The 17,045-nt window shown below is 33.9% G+C and carries 10 protein-coding genes; 3 read left to right on the top strand and 7 right to left on the bottom strand.

Annotated features, from left to right (window positions below; all coding sequences use genetic code 11):
- Window positions 1-3 precede the first annotated feature (3 nt).
- From EOJ36_RS00800 to EOJ36_RS00830, 7 genes are all read right to left on the bottom strand, one after another.
- Window positions 4-1,386 (bottom strand): glycoside hydrolase family 30 protein, encoded by a 1,383-nt coding sequence (locus tag EOJ36_RS00800; protein WP_127802115.1) that lies wholly within the window; start codon window positions 1,384-1,386, stop codon window positions 4-6.
- Window positions 1,387-1,501: 115 nt separating this feature from the next.
- Entirely contained in the window at window positions 1,502-3,085 is a 1,584-nt protein-coding gene (locus EOJ36_RS00805) for a SulP family inorganic anion transporter (RefSeq protein ID WP_127802116.1), read from the bottom strand.
- Window positions 3,086-3,106: 21 nt separating this feature from the next.
- The gene (locus EOJ36_RS00810) at window positions 3,107-4,975 is read right to left on the bottom strand and encodes a proton-conducting transporter transmembrane domain-containing protein (protein ID WP_127802117.1); all 1,869 of its coding nucleotides are present in this window, start codon (window positions 4,973-4,975) and stop codon (window positions 3,107-3,109) included.
- A gap of 1 nt (window position 4,976) precedes the next feature.
- Entirely contained in the window at window positions 4,977-7,472 is a 2,496-nt protein-coding gene (locus EOJ36_RS00815) for a YbcC family protein (protein WP_127802118.1), read from the bottom strand.
- Window positions 7,473-7,526: 54 nt separating this feature from the next.
- Window positions 7,527-7,886 (bottom strand): hypothetical protein, encoded by a 360-nt coding sequence (locus EOJ36_RS00820; RefSeq protein WP_127802119.1) that lies wholly within the window; start codon window positions 7,884-7,886, stop codon window positions 7,527-7,529.
- Window positions 7,887-7,992: 106 nt separating this feature from the next.
- Complete coding sequence (locus tag EOJ36_RS00825; protein WP_238944368.1) at window positions 7,993-11,379, bottom strand: HEAT repeat domain-containing protein; 3,387 nt, start codon at window positions 11,377-11,379, stop codon at window positions 7,993-7,995.
- 4 nt (window positions 11,380-11,383) lie between these two features.
- Entirely contained in the window at window positions 11,384-13,810 is a 2,427-nt protein-coding gene (locus tag EOJ36_RS00830; protein ID WP_127802121.1) for a TonB-dependent receptor domain-containing protein, read from the bottom strand.
- A gap of 144 nt (window positions 13,811-13,954) precedes the next feature.
- Here EOJ36_RS00830 and EOJ36_RS00835 point away from each other — a divergent pair, with 144 nt between their 5' ends.
- From EOJ36_RS00835 to EOJ36_RS00845, 3 genes are all read left to right on the top strand, one after another.
- Window positions 13,955-14,656, top strand: a complete 702-nt coding sequence (locus EOJ36_RS00835; protein ID WP_127802122.1) for a DUF4405 domain-containing protein — start codon at window positions 13,955-13,957, stop codon at window positions 14,654-14,656.
- Window positions 14,657-14,755: 99 nt separating this feature from the next.
- A complete protein-coding gene (locus EOJ36_RS00840; RefSeq protein WP_164847802.1) occupies window positions 14,756-15,958 on the top strand; it encodes a PAS domain-containing sensor histidine kinase in 1,203 nt (400 codons plus the stop codon).
- Window positions 15,958-17,028, top strand: a complete 1,071-nt coding sequence (locus EOJ36_RS00845; protein ID WP_127802124.1) for a response regulator — start codon at window positions 15,958-15,960, stop codon at window positions 17,026-17,028. Before EOJ36_RS00840 ends, EOJ36_RS00845 begins: the two co-directional genes overlap by 1 nt.
- The last annotated feature ends 17 nt before the right edge of the window (window positions 17,029-17,045 follow it).

The raw sequence follows: 17,045 nt of genomic DNA on the forward strand, positions 1-17,045 counted from the left end.
GGTTTAGAGAATGATGTGACTTGTCGTACTGTTTTTGGGAACAAAAACGTGGGCAAATCTATTGTTTATTTTTATAGTTAAATCTTGGTCTTTTCCAGTTTCATTTTGAATTAACAATGCAAAACTTCCATCAGGTCTTTGTACAGCTACTTGCTGAATACCGGGTAGTTCACTTGAATTAATTCGAATGGAATTAGTCGGAATAAATTTACTTGCTTGTGCGATAATGTAGTATCCTTGGTTACGGGCTAAAACCGATTTTCCAATAGTTAATGCTCCCAAACATTCCGTACAACCACCTGGAGAATGCATTTTTAATTCAGGATCATTACTAATATTCCATTCCAATGCCGTTCTGGAATGATTTTTTAAGGAACCAATCACGACATTTTTGATGTGCCAATTGAAATCCCCTGCAAACTCTCCTTTTACCCCAGTCCACTGTTCTGTAAAAAATAATTCTTTATCGGGATGTGCTTTTTTTACAGTACTCATTGCCGAAATATCTCCATTGTATAAATGAAATGCACTTCCAAAAACATATTTTTTTGCTTTGGGGTCATTTAATATTTCAATAGGATATTCAGGTTTGTCGCAATTATGATCATACACAATGATTTTTGAGGTCAATTTTGCCGTTTCTAATGCTGGACCTAGGTGATTTTTGATAAATTCTGCTTGCGATTTAGCAGGCATGAATAAACTGGGGTTGTTTCCCGGATGCAAAGGTTCGTTTTGGGGAGAAAAAGCATAAATAGGTAATCCCAATTTTTTCATTTCTTGCAAATATTTCACTAAATAATTTGCATAAAGTCCATAATAATCAGCTTTTAACTCACCTCCTTTCGTTGAATTGTTTGTTTTCATCCAAGCGGGTGGACTCCATGGGGCAGCAATTAATTTAATACCAGGTTGAATCTTTTTGATTTTCAGTAAAAGTGGTATCAGGTATTTTTGGTCTCTTTTTAAACTGAAAGTTTCTAGTTTTAAGTCATTGGATTTTTCACAATAATCGAAAATTTCCTCGTCCATATCAGATGCAGCAATGCTTAATCGGAGGACAGAAATTCCAATTCCATCGTCCTCTAATTGAAATAATTCATGTAATAATTGATCTTCTTGAGCTTTGGGAAGACTTTCTATCATTTGGGCAGATGAACCTGTTAATGTAAAACCAAAGCCATCAATCGTTTGAAATTTTTGCTGCGGAAATAGTTCAATGCTTGGAAAAGAAAATGCTTTATCGCTTAAGAGATGATCTTCTTCGCGATAAAGCATTTTCTTTGTATCTGGACTCGAAATCCAGGATTGAATATAGGTTTGTCCTAATACCTTAGGAGCTAAAAATCCAATTAAACAAGTGATTAAAAGTATTAATTTTTTCATAGGTAAATATCTACCTATAAATATAAGAATTGTTAATTGTCAATTGTTAATTATAAATTAAATTTTTTAACCATTAACCATTAACCATTAACAATTAACCATTAACCATTAACATTTACTTCCTCTTCCTTGCCGCCAACTTATGCTTCGATACCGGTTCGTGCTCATGAAGTCCCATTATTTCCACGGTACCTCCCGTATGCTCATAATCATGTTTGAAGTGTTGGATGTTTTCCATTACCGAGTGGTCTACTAATTTGGTTTTGGTGAAGTCGATAACCACGTGGAATGTTGGAGGAATAGCTTCTAATTTTCTTTTTATTCCTAAGAAATTAGTAAACACTGCGGCTTCAGAAATTTCAACTAAATATTCATCATCAGTGAATGAAACTTCTGTTGGAGCATTGAAAATTGCCTTTAAAGGTTTTCCATTTACTAGGTTCACTATAATTTCTGTTAAAATACCAGCACCAATACCCACTAAAAGGTCAACGCCTAAAGTAAAAATAATGGTTACCACAAAAATCAATAATTGCTCTTTTCCGATTTCAAAACTGTGAATGAATTCTTTTGGATGAGCCAATTTAATACCCACAGTGATCAACATGGCAGCTAATGCTGCATTTGGAATCAATTCAATCAAATGTGAACCTAAAAGTACAAAGGCTAAAATAAAGAATCCGTGGAAGAAATTTGCCCATCGTGTTTTTGCTCCGTTAGCAATGTTGGCAGATGAACGCGCAACCTCTGAAATCATTGGTAATCCACCTAAAATTGCAGCTAATGTATTTCCTAATCCAGTTGCAATTAAATCTTTATTTGCATCCGACTTTCTTCTGAATGGGTCCAACATATCCATCGCTTTCACTGTTAATAAGGATTCTAAAGAACCTACTAAAGCGAACATTATCACGAACTTAACAAATGTTCCAGTTTGTGAAAATCCTGAAAAATCTACATTCCATTTGATATTGTCTAATAAATTTCCGATATGTACTAAAGCATATTTAGGTTCGGTAGTTTGGAAATCCATGTATAATTCGGCTGGAATTGCAATCGCTAAAACCACTAAAGGTGCAGGTATTTTCTTAATAATTGGATTTTTGATTTTTGGCCAAAACATCATAATTGCGAAACTGATGGCACCAATTAAGGTAGCACGTGGGTCCATTTCACGAATAAACTCAGGAATTGATGCAAATAACTCTAAAGGCTCCTTCCCTTTTGTTAAGGCAGGATTAACATCTAAAAATACCGGAATTTGTTTACCAATGATGATTAGTCCAATGGCTGCTAACATACCATGAACAGCAGATAAAGGAAAGAAATCCATCAATTTTCCCAATTTGAAAACCCCAAAAAGGATTTGTACTATTCCTGCGACCACCATGGCTCCTAAGGCTAAATGCCAGCCCATTTCTCCCCCACCAAATTCACTCACTGCACCTGCAACTATTACGATTAATCCTGCCGCTGGACCTTTAATTGACAAACGCGATCCCATAAATAGGGATACTACCATACCACCAATAATGGCAGTTACTAAACCCATAATGGGAGGAAAATCAGAAGCTTTTGCAATACCTAAACTTAATGGTAATGCCAATAAAAAAACGATGAAACCCGAAGTTGCATCAGATGCAAGATTTTCTCTCAATCCTGCAAAGCCATCTTTTGGCAAATTTTGTGTTGATTTCATAAAGTATATAATGTAAGTTTTTTAAAAATATCTATTGGAAAATGTAGAATGAGTTCTATAATTGGGCCCAAGGAATACTCGCGCATAAATTCGAATCGCAGATAATCCGTCCAAAATAAAACTCAAAGAAATTAAACTAGCCAAAACCAATTGGTCTTCACGAATGTGCGTGAAAATTAAATCTTCACCAATAAAGGTTGGAGTAATTGGAAAACCTGTAATTCCTAAACTGCACAAAAAGAATGCAAAAGCGATTTTAGGATGATTTTCAACCAAACCTTGAAATCTGTTTAAGGTTATTTTTCCTTCTTGTTTAAATAACCTTTGTAAAGTTATCGCACCGATAATTCCTGCAATCAAGATACCAACCAAATAAATTCCAGTTTCCTTTAAATAGTAATTTCCATTGATCGTTAAGGCCATGGCAACCCAAAAGTGATTAAACACAATTAGCCACCAGCTCATGCGAACACTTCGTCTTTGTGTAAAGGCTTTTAAAACTAAAATTAGGGCAATTCCTGCAAAGATTTCTGGTAAAAATGCTGTAACCTCTGAAGGTAAATTTTCCTTATTAATGTACAAATAAATGGCTAATCCGTAGGTTAAAACAAAACTTAGGATAAGTCGAAGTCCATTGAAGAAATTAAATTTTGACCCAATTTTTTTCAAAGGATTCCACAAATATTGGTACATCATTGAATCTAAATTCCACTCTTTCAAACACAAAACATAAAGGGTGTTTTGTAGTTTTGTTGGAAATGAATCTTCAATCGTTTTTCTTCTTGGTTCAAAATCATAAAATTGTTCTCTGATTAAATAGCTCACAACTGAGGGTGATACTAATAATTGATAGGTTCTTAAAAAGGCATTTCCAGCAAAATGGAAAAGTGCCAAATTTTCAAAACCTAAAGCAATTTCAATGAAAATTAAACCAATTTGCGCCAAGGAAGCATAGGCAATCTGACTCTTGACCGAGGATTGAACTCTTGCAATTCCTGTACCAATTAAAGCTGTCACCAAGCCCACCGCGGCAATTGCAATGCGAACAGAACTTTGATATTCCCAAAATGGAAAGGTTCTAATTAATAAAAATACCCCAATATGTACCGATAAGGAACCATAAAAAATGGCAGAAGATGGTGTTGGACCTTCCATGGCTCTTGGTAGCCAAGAAGAAAATGGCATTTGTGCCGATTTCGCCATGGCGGAAATCAAAAACATACTAGAAATGAACACACCAATCATAGAATGTGCATTTAAATGCTCATGTACCAACTCAGCATTATTCAACTGGTAGAAAGTGATATTTTGATGCCATAAATGGTGACTAGCCCACATGGCCAAAATAATACCTACATCAGCAACCCGATAAATTGAAAATACTTTTACAGCGTTTTTAACAGGTAAATAACGCTCTCTGTAAAAGGAAATCAATAAAAAGGATGAAATGCCGAGGATTTCCCACCCAATAAATAAGGTTTCTAAATTGCCCGATAAAATAATTAAACAATACCCCAAAAAGAAAAATAAGGTGGTATTGAAAAATCTTTTATAACCTGCTTCTCTGTGTAAATAATAGCGAGAATAAAGTGTAACTAAAAAGGTCAAAATAGAACCCACCAGCAAATAAACAGCTGTAACTCGATCAAATAAGAAATCGATTTGAAATACGTATTCTGGATTTTGATAGAGAATAACTTCCTTGATTTGAAGCGTCTCCGCACCTCCCAAAATCCATAAAACAATAAATCCTGTGGCAAGGGCTAATTGCAAGCCAACCAAACTAAAGGCCCAAACTGAAATGTAACTTTCATTCTTTTTGGGTAATACCAGGCTGATTAAGAATCCAATCAGGGGTATTAGGATGAAATAAGGAATGATATTTTGCATCTTACGCTTGATTAAATAAATAAACAGGGAAATTCTCTTGGTGACTCTCAATTAATTTGTCAATATCCTTGACTACCTCTATTTGTGTATTTAAAGGGATATATTCTTCAAATTGTCCTTTTTTAAACAAATACGTTTTTCGAGTTTCAGGATCAATGGCCACTAAAACCACCCATTCATTGATGAACCATTCGTACGTTGCAGGATTTTTTTGAATGGTATCCAAAACAACTTGTGGGTAATGTTCCACCATCAATAATAAACGAATTGGGTCATGGACTTCCGTCATTTGTGCGGGTAAGCCAGGACGTAAGTCGCCATCTATACCATTAGCCACACCAAATAATCCCATTACATTATGTGGTAATTTTGTGCCAGCGCCTAACTTTTCTTGGTCAACTCTTGAGAAATAATATTCTAAATTGATACCTCCGCAAACGGGTGCAGCCGCATTTAAAATATTGAGTAAGTATTTTCCCTCTGGATCTACCTTGAAGTCAAAACTATTTAAAAAGGATCTACGATCTAAGAAAAGACCTTTTGATAATTCCCTTTTACCCACTAAACAAAGCGCGTTTGTTGCATGATTTAACTCTGGCCTCGGTTCAAAAAGTGAAACGGAACGCAATAAGATTTTATCATGAATTTCTGCTGAATCTAAGGTTGTATCAATCGATTCAAATCTTCTAGAACGCTCTTTGGCATTATTATCTAAGGCAGTTTTAAACGTCAAGATTTGTGATTCATGTTGTTGCTTATAAATGGAGTTAGTAATTTCCTCATCATAAAATACAACTTCATCGCGTGTTGTGTCATGCAAGGCCCCTACAAATAAGGTGGTTTCAGGAATATTAATTCCTCTTTCCTTTAAAATGGCTCTTACTTCTGGTTTGTTGGCCATTTGACTCACCACACGTGCATTTACAGAACCTGCTCTTCCCGAACACGCCCCACAATCATAGGCTGCATAATGTGGATTATTCACTGAGCTAGCTCCATGTCCAACTACATAAACGATATCCGCAAAATGTTCAACCAAGCCAATACTTTTTAATAAAGCCTCTACCCGATTGGCCATTTCTTCGATTTTAAAACCTACCTGTAAATGGTTTTGCTGGGTTTCAAGCTCATCAAAATCAATTTTTAGATTGGAAAATTTATCAATATGACGCAAGGACGAGGCAGTTGCTGGACTCATTCCTGGTCTGAAAATATTGACAAATAATTTAATAGCCGACCAAAATCCCAAGGTTTGAGACATAATCCAACCAGTGTAGAAATTATGATTGTGCTTAGAGAAATGTAAATCTTTTTCTCTTTCCTTTCCATCGCCTAATTCCTTAATTAAATACTTTGGGGTAACTGGGGCTGGGCAAAGTTTAGTCAAGAATTTTCCACCAACAGGTTGATAGAAAAATTCCACACCGAAAAATCCGGGCGTACCGAATGTTTCACAGTTCGGATCCAATGATTCCAAATGTCTTCTTAAAGAACATTCTCTATCATCTATACAAAATAGTCCTTGGAAACTTTTATTTTGACTTTTAAAGACATTAGGATTATTAAATTGAATTCCTGCCAAAACTTGGTCATAAAATGTCCACTCAAAGGCTTCTTGCCAAATAGAAAGTACTTCCATTAACTCAGAAGGTTCAATTTCTGCATTAAAGGGTACCAATTTATCTATTAAATTATTTTCTAAAGCTTTCCAGTTTTCCTCACCTAATAAATAATTTAGGGAATCAATTTCAAGAATTAATTCGAACTGAATTAATTCCTCTAAACTAATTTTTCTAGAATCTAATAAACTCTGCGGTAAATCTTCTACCGTAGAAACCATTCCCGACCATCCTTGGTGGGCAAACTGTTGGTCAAATAAATATTGTTCGTATAAAGCAGAATTTGAACCTACAAGTTTTTTCAATAAAAACTCAATAGATAATTCAGTAGTAAACAATAAATTCTTGGTTGATTTGCTACGGAATAAACTAGAAAACGAATTGGATTCTAGTTTTTTAATAGCCTCTAAAAAAGATAAGTTTTCTAAAGGAAAATTCCATATAGAAATTCCTTGATCTAAAAATCCACCAACAATTCTAAATAAATTTGGGTGAATTAAAGAATCTAAATCAATTCCATATTGTTTTTTCCAAAGTCCACGTAAACGTCCCACTCGGGGTTCAAAATTGGCATCATATTGTCCAAATAAAAGCTTATTTTTCCAATTTGATGCATTGATTCCTTTTTTATCTTCTAAAATTCTAAGCAAAATCTTTTCATCAATTCGACCTTGATCAAAAAGTTTTCTGAATTCTTCTAAGGATAGATAAACTTGATAGCCTAATTTCTCATTTGCTGTATGTAATGCTTCGTGAAATGAGATATGTTGGAAGGCATGCAAGGTATTGTGATGAACAAAGTCCATCAAGGGCGCTTGTGCCGGTAGATAATGCTTCAATTCATGAAGCACTTCTTTTTCATCAAAATGCTGTTTCATCTTATTACAGAATAAATGCTAGTAAAATTTAATTAAATCGAAATTCAATAAATCCTACAGCCTTATATTTCTGAATACAATAAATAATGGGGTATGGTAAAATGAAAAGTACGCGATTTTTTTCTGAAGCGAAAATTGTACTTTTTTTATAAATTTTTGAAAAGAAAAGTTGCTTTGAAACTCATAAAACAGATTGAAATCTTGACCTATTTCATCTTCGTTTTCATCTATATCTTCCTCTTCTACAAAGAAACTGTAACCGCTTTTTTTATCTTCTTTAGTGGTTTTTTTGACAATATGGCCTGCATTTAGAGCACTGTTTTCAAATGAAAATCCATACGTTTTTTCAATGGCAAACAAATTGTTTACCATTGAAAAAAGTATTAAAAACAATATGATGTTTTTGATTTTCATTTTTCAAAGATACATATTTTAAATTATGAATTATGAGTTATGAATTATGAATTAGTCAAAAAAGTTAAAAACTCATAACTCATAACTCATAATTCATAATTCATAATTACTTCAAACTACTCAAATACTCCACCACATCTCTAATCTCTCTTTTTGTTAATAAACTACCCATTGGTGGCATACCTGATGGGAAATTTTCTCTTTTCTTAATTCGACTAACAGCGATTTTCAAAGGTTCTGCTTCTCCAGTTTTCAATTGAATTTCATGCTCATTTTCAATTAATAAGGTTCCTGATACTTCTTGTCCATCTTCTAAGGTAACAGAAATATTTCCGTAACCTGGAGCGATTCTAGCACTCGGTTCAATCAATGCTTGTAAAATTTGCTCCCTTGTTAATCTACTACCTACTCCCTTTAGTGAGGGTCCAACTTCTCCGCCTTGTCCACCAGCATTATGGCATCGAATACATTCTGCCGATTGATTTCTCAGGAAAACGTTGCTTCCTGCTTGAATTTCTCCACCATACAAAGCATCCATGAATTCATCCATTGGACTACCCGTTGAAATCTTCAAAGCATCTAATTGTGCAATTAATTTTTCATTTTTGCTTTTTTCAACCGCCTCAACCAAATCTAATCTGATTTCCTTAGGTAATTCTTTTTTTACCATTCTAGCCATCAAATCTTTTAATGTACTTTCAGATTTCTCAGCTTTCAATCTACCTAAACTTTGTAAAATAGATTGTTTCTCAGATAAACTGCCTTTTTCTAAAATTGGTTCCACAATACCTGGTAATTGTTTTGCGTCCAATTCAATTTTATCTACACTTGATAAGGCTAAACTTCTAATGGATTTGTCAGAATCTTCAATTCCTTTTTGAATTAAAATCGCCAAATTAGGATCATTTAAGGCAATTAATGAATTTAAAAATGCCAACCTAACCTTTGAATTCTTATGGTTTAAAAATAGTTGAATTTCCTCCGATCTGTAATTTTGAATATTCAATTCCCCCAATAACTTTGCTGTTGAAATTAAAATTTCTGGATTTGCCGATTGTAAATAACTTGGGATTTTACTTTCAACAAGTTTTGCTACATCAGCTGGATTTCTTTCTAATGGTCCACGATGGCGACCATCAACTCGGTCCATAACCGATGGATTTGCCCAAGAACCCAAAGTTGCAATTGCCTCTGCACGTAACACATCTGTAATTCCTTTTCTCTCTGAATAGTTGATCAATAATGAGATTTCTTTTGTTCCGCCAACACGCAAACAAGCATTTATAGCTCTTCTAATTAATGGCTCACTGCTGAATCGTTCATTTCCTAAAACAGCAGCCAATGCAGGTAGAGCATCTGGAATCGACTCATCGTCGTTAATGGCTCTTGCTGCTTCTGTAACAATATATTCATCTGAATCGTTTAAGAATTCTGCAACTTGTGGACTTTTTAATCTTCTTAAAACCAGTACTGCTGCTATGCGCAAACTTCTATTTGTAGAAGATTTTAAGGCAACAATGGGTTCTGTTTTTCCAATTCTACTTAATGCCAATACTGCTGCATGTCGAATGTATAAGTCTTTGTCAGCATTTTGTTCAATTACTTTCAATAAACTTGGTAATGCTTTTTCTGATTGTATTCTTCCCAGAGCTTGTGCCGCAAAAAATACTACTCGAGGCTCTGAACTTGATAAATTATCAATTAATTGGTCTTCTGCTCCTTTATCATATAAATCTCCTAGTACTTTGGCCGCTTGAGCCTTGATTTCGTTATCTGAATCTTTTAATAAATCATAAAGCAATTTGCCAATTTCAGCATGTTTTCCTGCCTGAATTCCCACTCCCCAAATACCATGAATACGTGCTAATTGATTTTCCTTTTGATTAATCGCATTTAAAAAGGCCTTGGTTCCTTCCTCCTTTCTGGTAACTAATTCAAATTGTGCCTTCTGGCGAACTCTTAAATCCGAATAAAACAATAATTCATACAATTGCGCAACAGTTTGACTTTCATAATTCATTTGAATCAATTGTTCAGTTCTCTTTCTTTCCTCAACCAAGTCTTTTTCGTTTTCAGCAACATCAATTTTCCAAATTCTACCAAAGTTTTTGGTATCCCATCCAAATACCCAATCCGCTGCATAAAGTGCTCCATCTGGTCCAAAACGGATACCTGTTGGTAAAATACCACTGGTTACATCAACTTCTGAATTAAAATCGAAACTTGCGCCTTTCGGCTTCAAATCAAATGACCAAATATGTGATCTACTTCCAAGTCCAATAAATTCTACTAAAAAGAATTTATTTAACCATTTTTTACCAAGGGCTGTACCCGGATTAAATAACATTCCGGTTGGACCGTTGTGGTAATTACGAATCGGTGGAATGATATATGCCGCTTGGCCTTCCCAACGTGGCACATACAATTTTTCGTCCATCCAAACCTTATATAAATTGTTTTTCGGATCAGTATATTTACCATATTGCCAATTCGATCTCCACCCTGCATCTGAACCTTCTACAACATGCACCAATCGCTCACTTTCTCCTGGATGATCTCCGTCGTTGTCAGAACTGATTAAATTGCCGTACTGGTCAAAAACAAATTCATGCGTATTACGTAAACCTGACGCAAAAACCTCAAAATTGGTTCCATCTGGATTCGAACGTACAATAACACCTGAATTTGGATGCTTAAAGGTTTTACCATCTACACTGGTAATATTTGCTCCAATATCTCCAATTTGCCAATAAATTTTTCCATCAGGACCTTCCGTAAGTCCCGACATACCGTGACCACCAAATCCTATATGAACTGCATAACCATGTGAAATGGATTTGGGATTGGTTAATAGTCCTTTTTTATTCGTATTTTCTAATCTCCATAAATCAGGTCCAACTGCTGCAAATGCATCTTTTTTACGAATTAAAATACCACCCGTAACGTCTGTTACTTCATCATTGAAGCCATTGAAAATTCGGGTAGAGCGATCAGCGAAACCATCTTTATCTTTATCTTCAATTTTCCAGATTTCCTCTTTTTCAACTGCTAAGTCTTTCCAATCATGCGAGCCATCTCCGTTCAAATCCTTTAACCAAGTATTTTTTTCTGAGTTTTCAGGTGCAAATATTTTGTGCAAAAAAGCTCTTCTGTCTTCAACCGATTGCAATCCGATCGATTCAGTCATCCAATCTCGGTGTCCACGGATATCAAATTCCGAATTTTTTTGACGATTTGTCCTAGCCAAGTAGATAGCTCCCTGATCATCTACGTCAATCGCAACGGGATCTGGAGCCAAAGAATCAGATGCCCAACGTGTAATTTGTAAACCATTGGCAATTTTGATGCCTAATTTATCCTTGGCTGCTTGTGCTTTTTGAGCTAAATTTTCCGGGTCTTCTAATAAGATTTTGTAAGTGTCTTTTTCATTTTGGTTGACACAAGAAATCGTTAAAAACGGCATTGCTGCCAGTAGGTAAAAAATTTTCTTCATAGTTCTATTGTTCTTCATCCATCATACTTCTGCGTTGCTTAGCAGCTTGTTTGGTGGTTTTAAATCTGTAATTAAAGGTCAAATTATAACTTCTTAAACGTCCTTGCATGTTGGAAGAAGTATAAAAAGTATCTCCGAATGTTTCGGAGCGCATAATTCTTGAATTAAAGATATCTAAAATATTTAAGGTTAGTGTTCCATTTCCTTTTAAAATATCTTGAGAAGCAGAGAAATCCATCCAAGCCAATTCTCCCCTTCTACCTTGTGCCGTTTTTTGAGGTGCCTCGTAATTGGCACGAATTTGCACATCTATTTTTTGGGCAATTTTTAAGCGAGAAGTGTGTCGTACAAACCAAGAAAATGTTTCTGCTGTGAAATTCTGATTGATGTTTGAGGCATTAATTTTAGCTCTAAAGAAATTCAAATTTAAATCTGCTTTCCAAATTCGATTCATGTTTTTAGAACCTGTCATTTCAGCTCCCATTGATTCTTCGTCAGCGATATTTTGTGGTAAAGTTTTGGAATATCCATTGGCATCGACAGTTCTAATTCGTTCTATTTTTCCGGTTGTGTATCGATAATATAATGAAGATGAAATACTTCCCTTATCGTAATAATGCACATTTCCTAGGTCAAATGACTCGGTAAATTGTGGATTCAGATTGGGATTTCCAGAGAAGAAATTTCGGTTGTCTGAAAAAGTTACAAATGGACTTAAATCATTATAAGTAGGTCTTCTTACCCTTCTTGAATACGAAAGTTGAAAGGAATTATCTTTTGATTTTGAATAAGTAAAATGAGCACTTGGAAACAAATTCGAATAATTTCTAGGGTTCTTCTCTCCTGTTTGTTGTAACTCTGTTTGAATATCCGTTAGTTCTCCTCGGATACCAAATTGATACGAAAACTTGTTTACCTTATTTCCAATGATAGCATAAGCTGCTGAAATATTTTCCTTGTAATCAAACAAGTTTTTTAAACCAGGAACATAATTAAAATTTCCATTTGCATCTTTTTCTTTTACCCAATAATCGTTGATCATATCTCGGAAAGAAGTTCGTAAACCAGTTTCCAATTTAATGTCTTTTGAGATTGGATTTACATAGTCTGCTTGTAAAATCCATTGGTGTTCAAATTCATCGTTTATAGAAGTTTGAACCTTTGAATTGGCTGTATATGGACTTCCATCTGCATATTTACTGACTTGTGTAAACAATTGGTCAGATTTTTCCCAATAATCCAAATAACGTAAATCAGCAGAAAATTCTTTCCCTTTTTTGGCAAATGATTTTTTAAAAGTTAAAGCATATTCCGCATTGGGTTCGGCTTCTTTTTCATCTTGTTGACGATCTGTAATGCTAAATAAATTTGATAAAGAACCTACATAATCTTGGTAATGAAAATCAGATATTCTTCTAACATCTGTCCGTCTGAAAATGTATGAACCTGTTAAAATTGTTTTATCATTGAAGTAATAATCAGCTCCACCACGGATATTATTTACTAATCCCGTTACATTATTTGAATTATTTTGTTTTAAATAACGTCTGCTGCCATCTGTACTATAAACTTCTTGGTAAATATCTGATCTTCCCGGCGTTCTTCTGTAGAACAATCCATAATTGATAAAGAAGTTTAATTTGTTTTTTCGATAGTTTAAAATTGCAGTACCTCCAAAGTTTTCTGGATATCCCGTATTGATTTCATAAGCAGCATTAAATCCATTGTTTTGGTTCTTTTTCAAAACTATGTTTATAATTCCTGCCATTCCTTCGGCTTCATAACGAGCTGAGGGATTGGTAATCACTTCTACTTTTTCAATTAAATTACCCTGTAAAGAGGATAATCCTGAGCTACCATTTGTACCTAATAAAGTAGACGGTTTTCCATCAATTAAAATTCGGACATTTTCTGATCCACGCAATCGGACTCCCCCTTCACCATCCACTTGAATGGAAGGTAAATTTCCTAAAATATCGGCTGCATTTGCTCCTTTGTTGGCTAAATCGGTTCCAATTTGAAAGGTTCTTTTATCTAAACCTAATTCCATTGAAGCCTTTTGACTCTTTACAGTTACTTCTTGCAATACTTTTTGAGAAGGTTTTGCAAATAAATTTCCCAAATTTTGACTTGATTTATCAGCATTAATTGAAATATTCTTTAATTCAAGTTTCTCAAATCCAATACTTTCTATGAGTATTTGATAATTTCCATAGGGTAATTCCAAAGAAAATCCTCCTTTTTCATCACTTATCCCACCTGTAATTAATTTTGATGGGTTTCCAGCGAATGCTCGAATACTTGAATAGGGAATTGCAGTCTGTGTTCCTTCTTCAAAAATTTTGCCTTTTAATTGGCCTTTTGGGGTTCCTTGTGAAAATGAATTGAAAAGGATGCAGAATAATAAACTAATACTTAGGTAATATTTCATAAATAGGTTTTGAACAAATATATAAAGGCAATTTCATATTCTTTATAATGATTTGTCAATTTTATAAGCTAAAAAATACTGTTTGGTCGAATAATTTGTTGAAAATTTAAAAACCTCTTTAATTTTAATCATCATTTATATTATATGAAAAAGAAAAATTTAATTTCCCTTACCATCGCATTTGCGTTTTTAATTTTAGGTACTACAGGTATTTTATTATGGTTAAAACAAAAGGCTCATCCCATTGAAATGGCTCACACCATTTTTGGTTTAATGTTTGTAGGGTTCGCTATATTTCACATTGTAAACAATTGGGATTCTATTACAGGTTATTCAAAAAGCAAAAAGACGGGAAGTTTTCAAAAAGAATTCATTTTTGCTTCAATCCTAGCCTTGGTTATTTTAGTTGGGGCTTTAACAGAAGTTTTAGAACCGGTAGCTGAATTTGGTAGAATTTTTGCAAAAGGTGGTCGCCCTAAGAATTTTGGCATCAATTTTGAAGAAAAAATAACCAATGATAAAATTGCTGGTAAAGATATATTTCTCCTAGTTCAAAAAAATCAAGAAGATGCATTTTCAAAAATTGCAGTTTCGATTCAAGATACCACTGGTAAATTAATTGATCAAATAGTAGAATTAAACCCAAAAGCCGAAGGTCCTCAGGCAAATTTATTTATCAACTCTAAAACCAAGGCAAAAGCCCCTTATGATTTAGTGGTGGAACTAAGTAATCCAAAAGAATCTTCTTCTAAAAAATTTAGAATTAATTCTGATCAATCGGGAGTTTATCGATTATCAACTGATTCAAGTTTAAAGATTAAGCAAATTTTGTTCGAGATTAAATAATTTCTGAATCTATTTATGAATTTAAAGCCGACGAAAGTCGGCTATTTTTTTTGTATAAGGCCTTTTAATTATGTAAATTTAAAATTGTATCATTTTCTTATGTTAACAAATTTTCATTTTAAAGCAATATTCAATGAAGCTGCCATTGGCATCTTGTTAACAGATTCAACTAGTACAATTTTGCTTTCAAATCCTTTTGCAGATAATTTGTTGGGATATGATGCTACTGAATTATTGGGACAAAATGTTTCTGTGTTAATACCTAATCATTTAAAAGAAAGGCATTCAGGGCATCTTGCTAATTATTCAAAGGATCCACTCGATAGACCTATGGGAGTTGGATTGGACCTAAAAGCCAAAAGAAAAGATGGTTCTCTTTTTCCAGTAGAAATCAGTTTAAGCCACTTTCATGACCAAGAAAAAATGTATTTCATTGCTTTTATAAGCGATGTGACTCTTAAAAGAAAAGTAGAAACTGAATTAATTTTACGCAATAAGGAAATCAATCAATTGAATGAAAACCTCGAAGAAGAAGTTTATTTAAGGACGCAAGCTTTGCAAAACACACTTGAAAAACTAGAAGCAAATAATGTAATTTTGGAGAATTCATTGCAAAAGGAAAAGGAATTGGGCGATTTAAAAACGCGATTTGTTTCCATGGCTTCACATGAATTCAGAACTCCCCTAACCTCAATTCTCTCTTCTGCTTCTTTGATTGAAAAATATGAAAAAACAGATGATCAAGCAAAAAGATCTCAACATATTAACAGAATTAAGTCATCAGTAGCTCATTTAACAGAAATTTTAGAAGAATTTTTATCTGTTGGTAAATTGGAGTCAGGTACTGTAGAAATTCACCCTTCTAGACAAGGTTTTAAAGAATTTTTAGATGATTTATTAATTGACTTAAGACCTTTAGAAAGTGCAACTCAACGAATTTTATTGGAATTTGAATCTGATTTTATTTGGGAAACAGATTTTTCAATTTTACGCAAAATATTGATCAATGCCCTATCAAATGCTTTAAAATTTTCTCAGAAAGATGTTTTTTTGAAAGTTAAAAAAGAAGATTCCTATGTTCAAGTTAAGGTTAAAGACCAAGGAATTGGAATTAGTTTGGAGGATCAGAAGCATCTCTTTGAAAGATTTTTTAGAGGTTCGAATGCAACCGTAATTCCAGGTACTGGGCTTGGACTTCATTTAATTGATCGGTATATTAAATTGTTAGGTGGACAATTGAATTTAGAAAGTGAAATTGATAAAGGAACTGAATTAACTATATTATTAATTAAAAAAGAATAATGAATACAAAAATTGTCATTATTGAAGATAGCGAAGATATTCGTGAAACAACAGCTGAACTTTTAGAATTATCAGGTTATACCGTTTTTCAAGCTGCCAATGGTTTAGAAGGTGTTCGTTTGGTTAAAGCTGAATTACCAGATTTAATTATTTGTGATATCATGATGCCGCATTTAGATGGTTTTGGTGTTTTGCAAGTATTAGGTCAAAGTCCAGAATTAGCACGAATTCCTTTTATCTTCCTAACTGCCAAAACTGATCGCTCAGATTTGCGCAAAGGAATGGAACTAGGTGCTGATGATTTCTTGACCAAACCTTTTCAAGAAATTGAATTGTTAAAGGCCATTGAAACTCGATTGAAAAAGAGCAAATTAGTAGAAGAACCGGCTCGCAATTTTGATAATTACGAAAAGTCAGATGTTTTATTAGCTCAAAAAGCACTTGAATTTTTAGATTTATCTACCTTTAAGGGTGATGTAAAATCTCAGAGTTTTTCAAAGAAAAGTTCAATTTATAATGAAGGAGACTCCCCATCTCGTGTTTATTTTTTAGAGTCGGGGAAATTAAAAACCTATCATACGAGTCAGGAAGGAAAATTATTTATAACCTCTTTTGTTAATGAAGGAGATTTTTTTGGATTTGTTGATGTTTTGGAAAATCAATCTTATCGAGAATCAGCAGAAGCTTTGGAAGATTGTAAGATTTTAAGTATTTCTTCAAGCGATTTCTTACGTTACATCAATGAAAATGTTCATTTAGAAGTATTTTTTAGAAAAGCTTTGACGGCCTATCTGTTCCAAAATGAAAAAATATTGTTCTCAATGGCCTATCAATCACTTCGAAAGCGCGTTGCTTTAGCTTTGATTGAATTGGCAGAAACGTTTGGTGGGACTATTAATAAACCTTTTACTATTCGACTTTCAAGAGAGGATTTGGCGAATCGTGTTGGTACTGCCACAGAATCAGTTATAAGAACTTTGAGCGAATTTAAAAAGGAAGGTTTAGTGGAAGTTAAGGGTGGAGAAATGACTATTTTGGACTTAAAGGCTTTGATGGGGCTTAAGTATTAGAGACGAGGGACAAGAGA

It is taken from the genome of Sandaracinomonas limnophila (genome assembly GCF_004005965.1).
Lineage (GTDB): Bacteria > Bacteroidota > Bacteroidia > Cytophagales > Spirosomataceae > Sandaracinomonas > Sandaracinomonas limnophila.

Coding starts and splice junctions, on each gene's coding strand:
- EOJ36_RS00800 (WP_127802115.1), bottom strand. CDS start 1,386: ATGAAAAAATTAATACTTTTAATCACTTGTTTAATTGGATTTTTAGCT.
- EOJ36_RS00805 (WP_127802116.1), bottom strand. CDS start 3,085: ATGAAATCAACACAAAATTTGCCAAAAGATGGCTTTGCAGGATTGAGA.
- EOJ36_RS00810 (WP_127802117.1), bottom strand. CDS start 4,975: ATGCAAAATATCATTCCTTATTTCATCCTAATACCCCTGATTGGATTC.
- EOJ36_RS00815 (WP_127802118.1), bottom strand. CDS start 7,472: ATGAAACAGCATTTTGATGAAAAAGAAGTGCTTCATGAATTGAAGCAT.
- EOJ36_RS00820 (WP_127802119.1), bottom strand. CDS start 7,886: ATGAAAATCAAAAACATCATATTGTTTTTAATACTTTTTTCAATGGTA.
- EOJ36_RS00825 (WP_238944368.1), bottom strand. CDS start 11,379: ATGAAGAAAATTTTTTACCTACTGGCAGCAATGCCGTTTTTAACGATT.
- EOJ36_RS00830 (WP_127802121.1), bottom strand. CDS start 13,810: ATGAAATATTACCTAAGTATTAGTTTATTATTCTGCATCCTTTTCAAT.
- EOJ36_RS00835 (WP_127802122.1), top strand. CDS start 13,955: ATGAAAAAGAAAAATTTAATTTCCCTTACCATCGCATTTGCGTTTTTA.
- EOJ36_RS00840 (WP_164847802.1), top strand. CDS start 14,756: ATGTTAACAAATTTTCATTTTAAAGCAATATTCAATGAAGCTGCCATT.
- EOJ36_RS00845 (WP_127802124.1), top strand. CDS start 15,958: ATGAATACAAAAATTGTCATTATTGAAGATAGCGAAGATATTCGTGAA.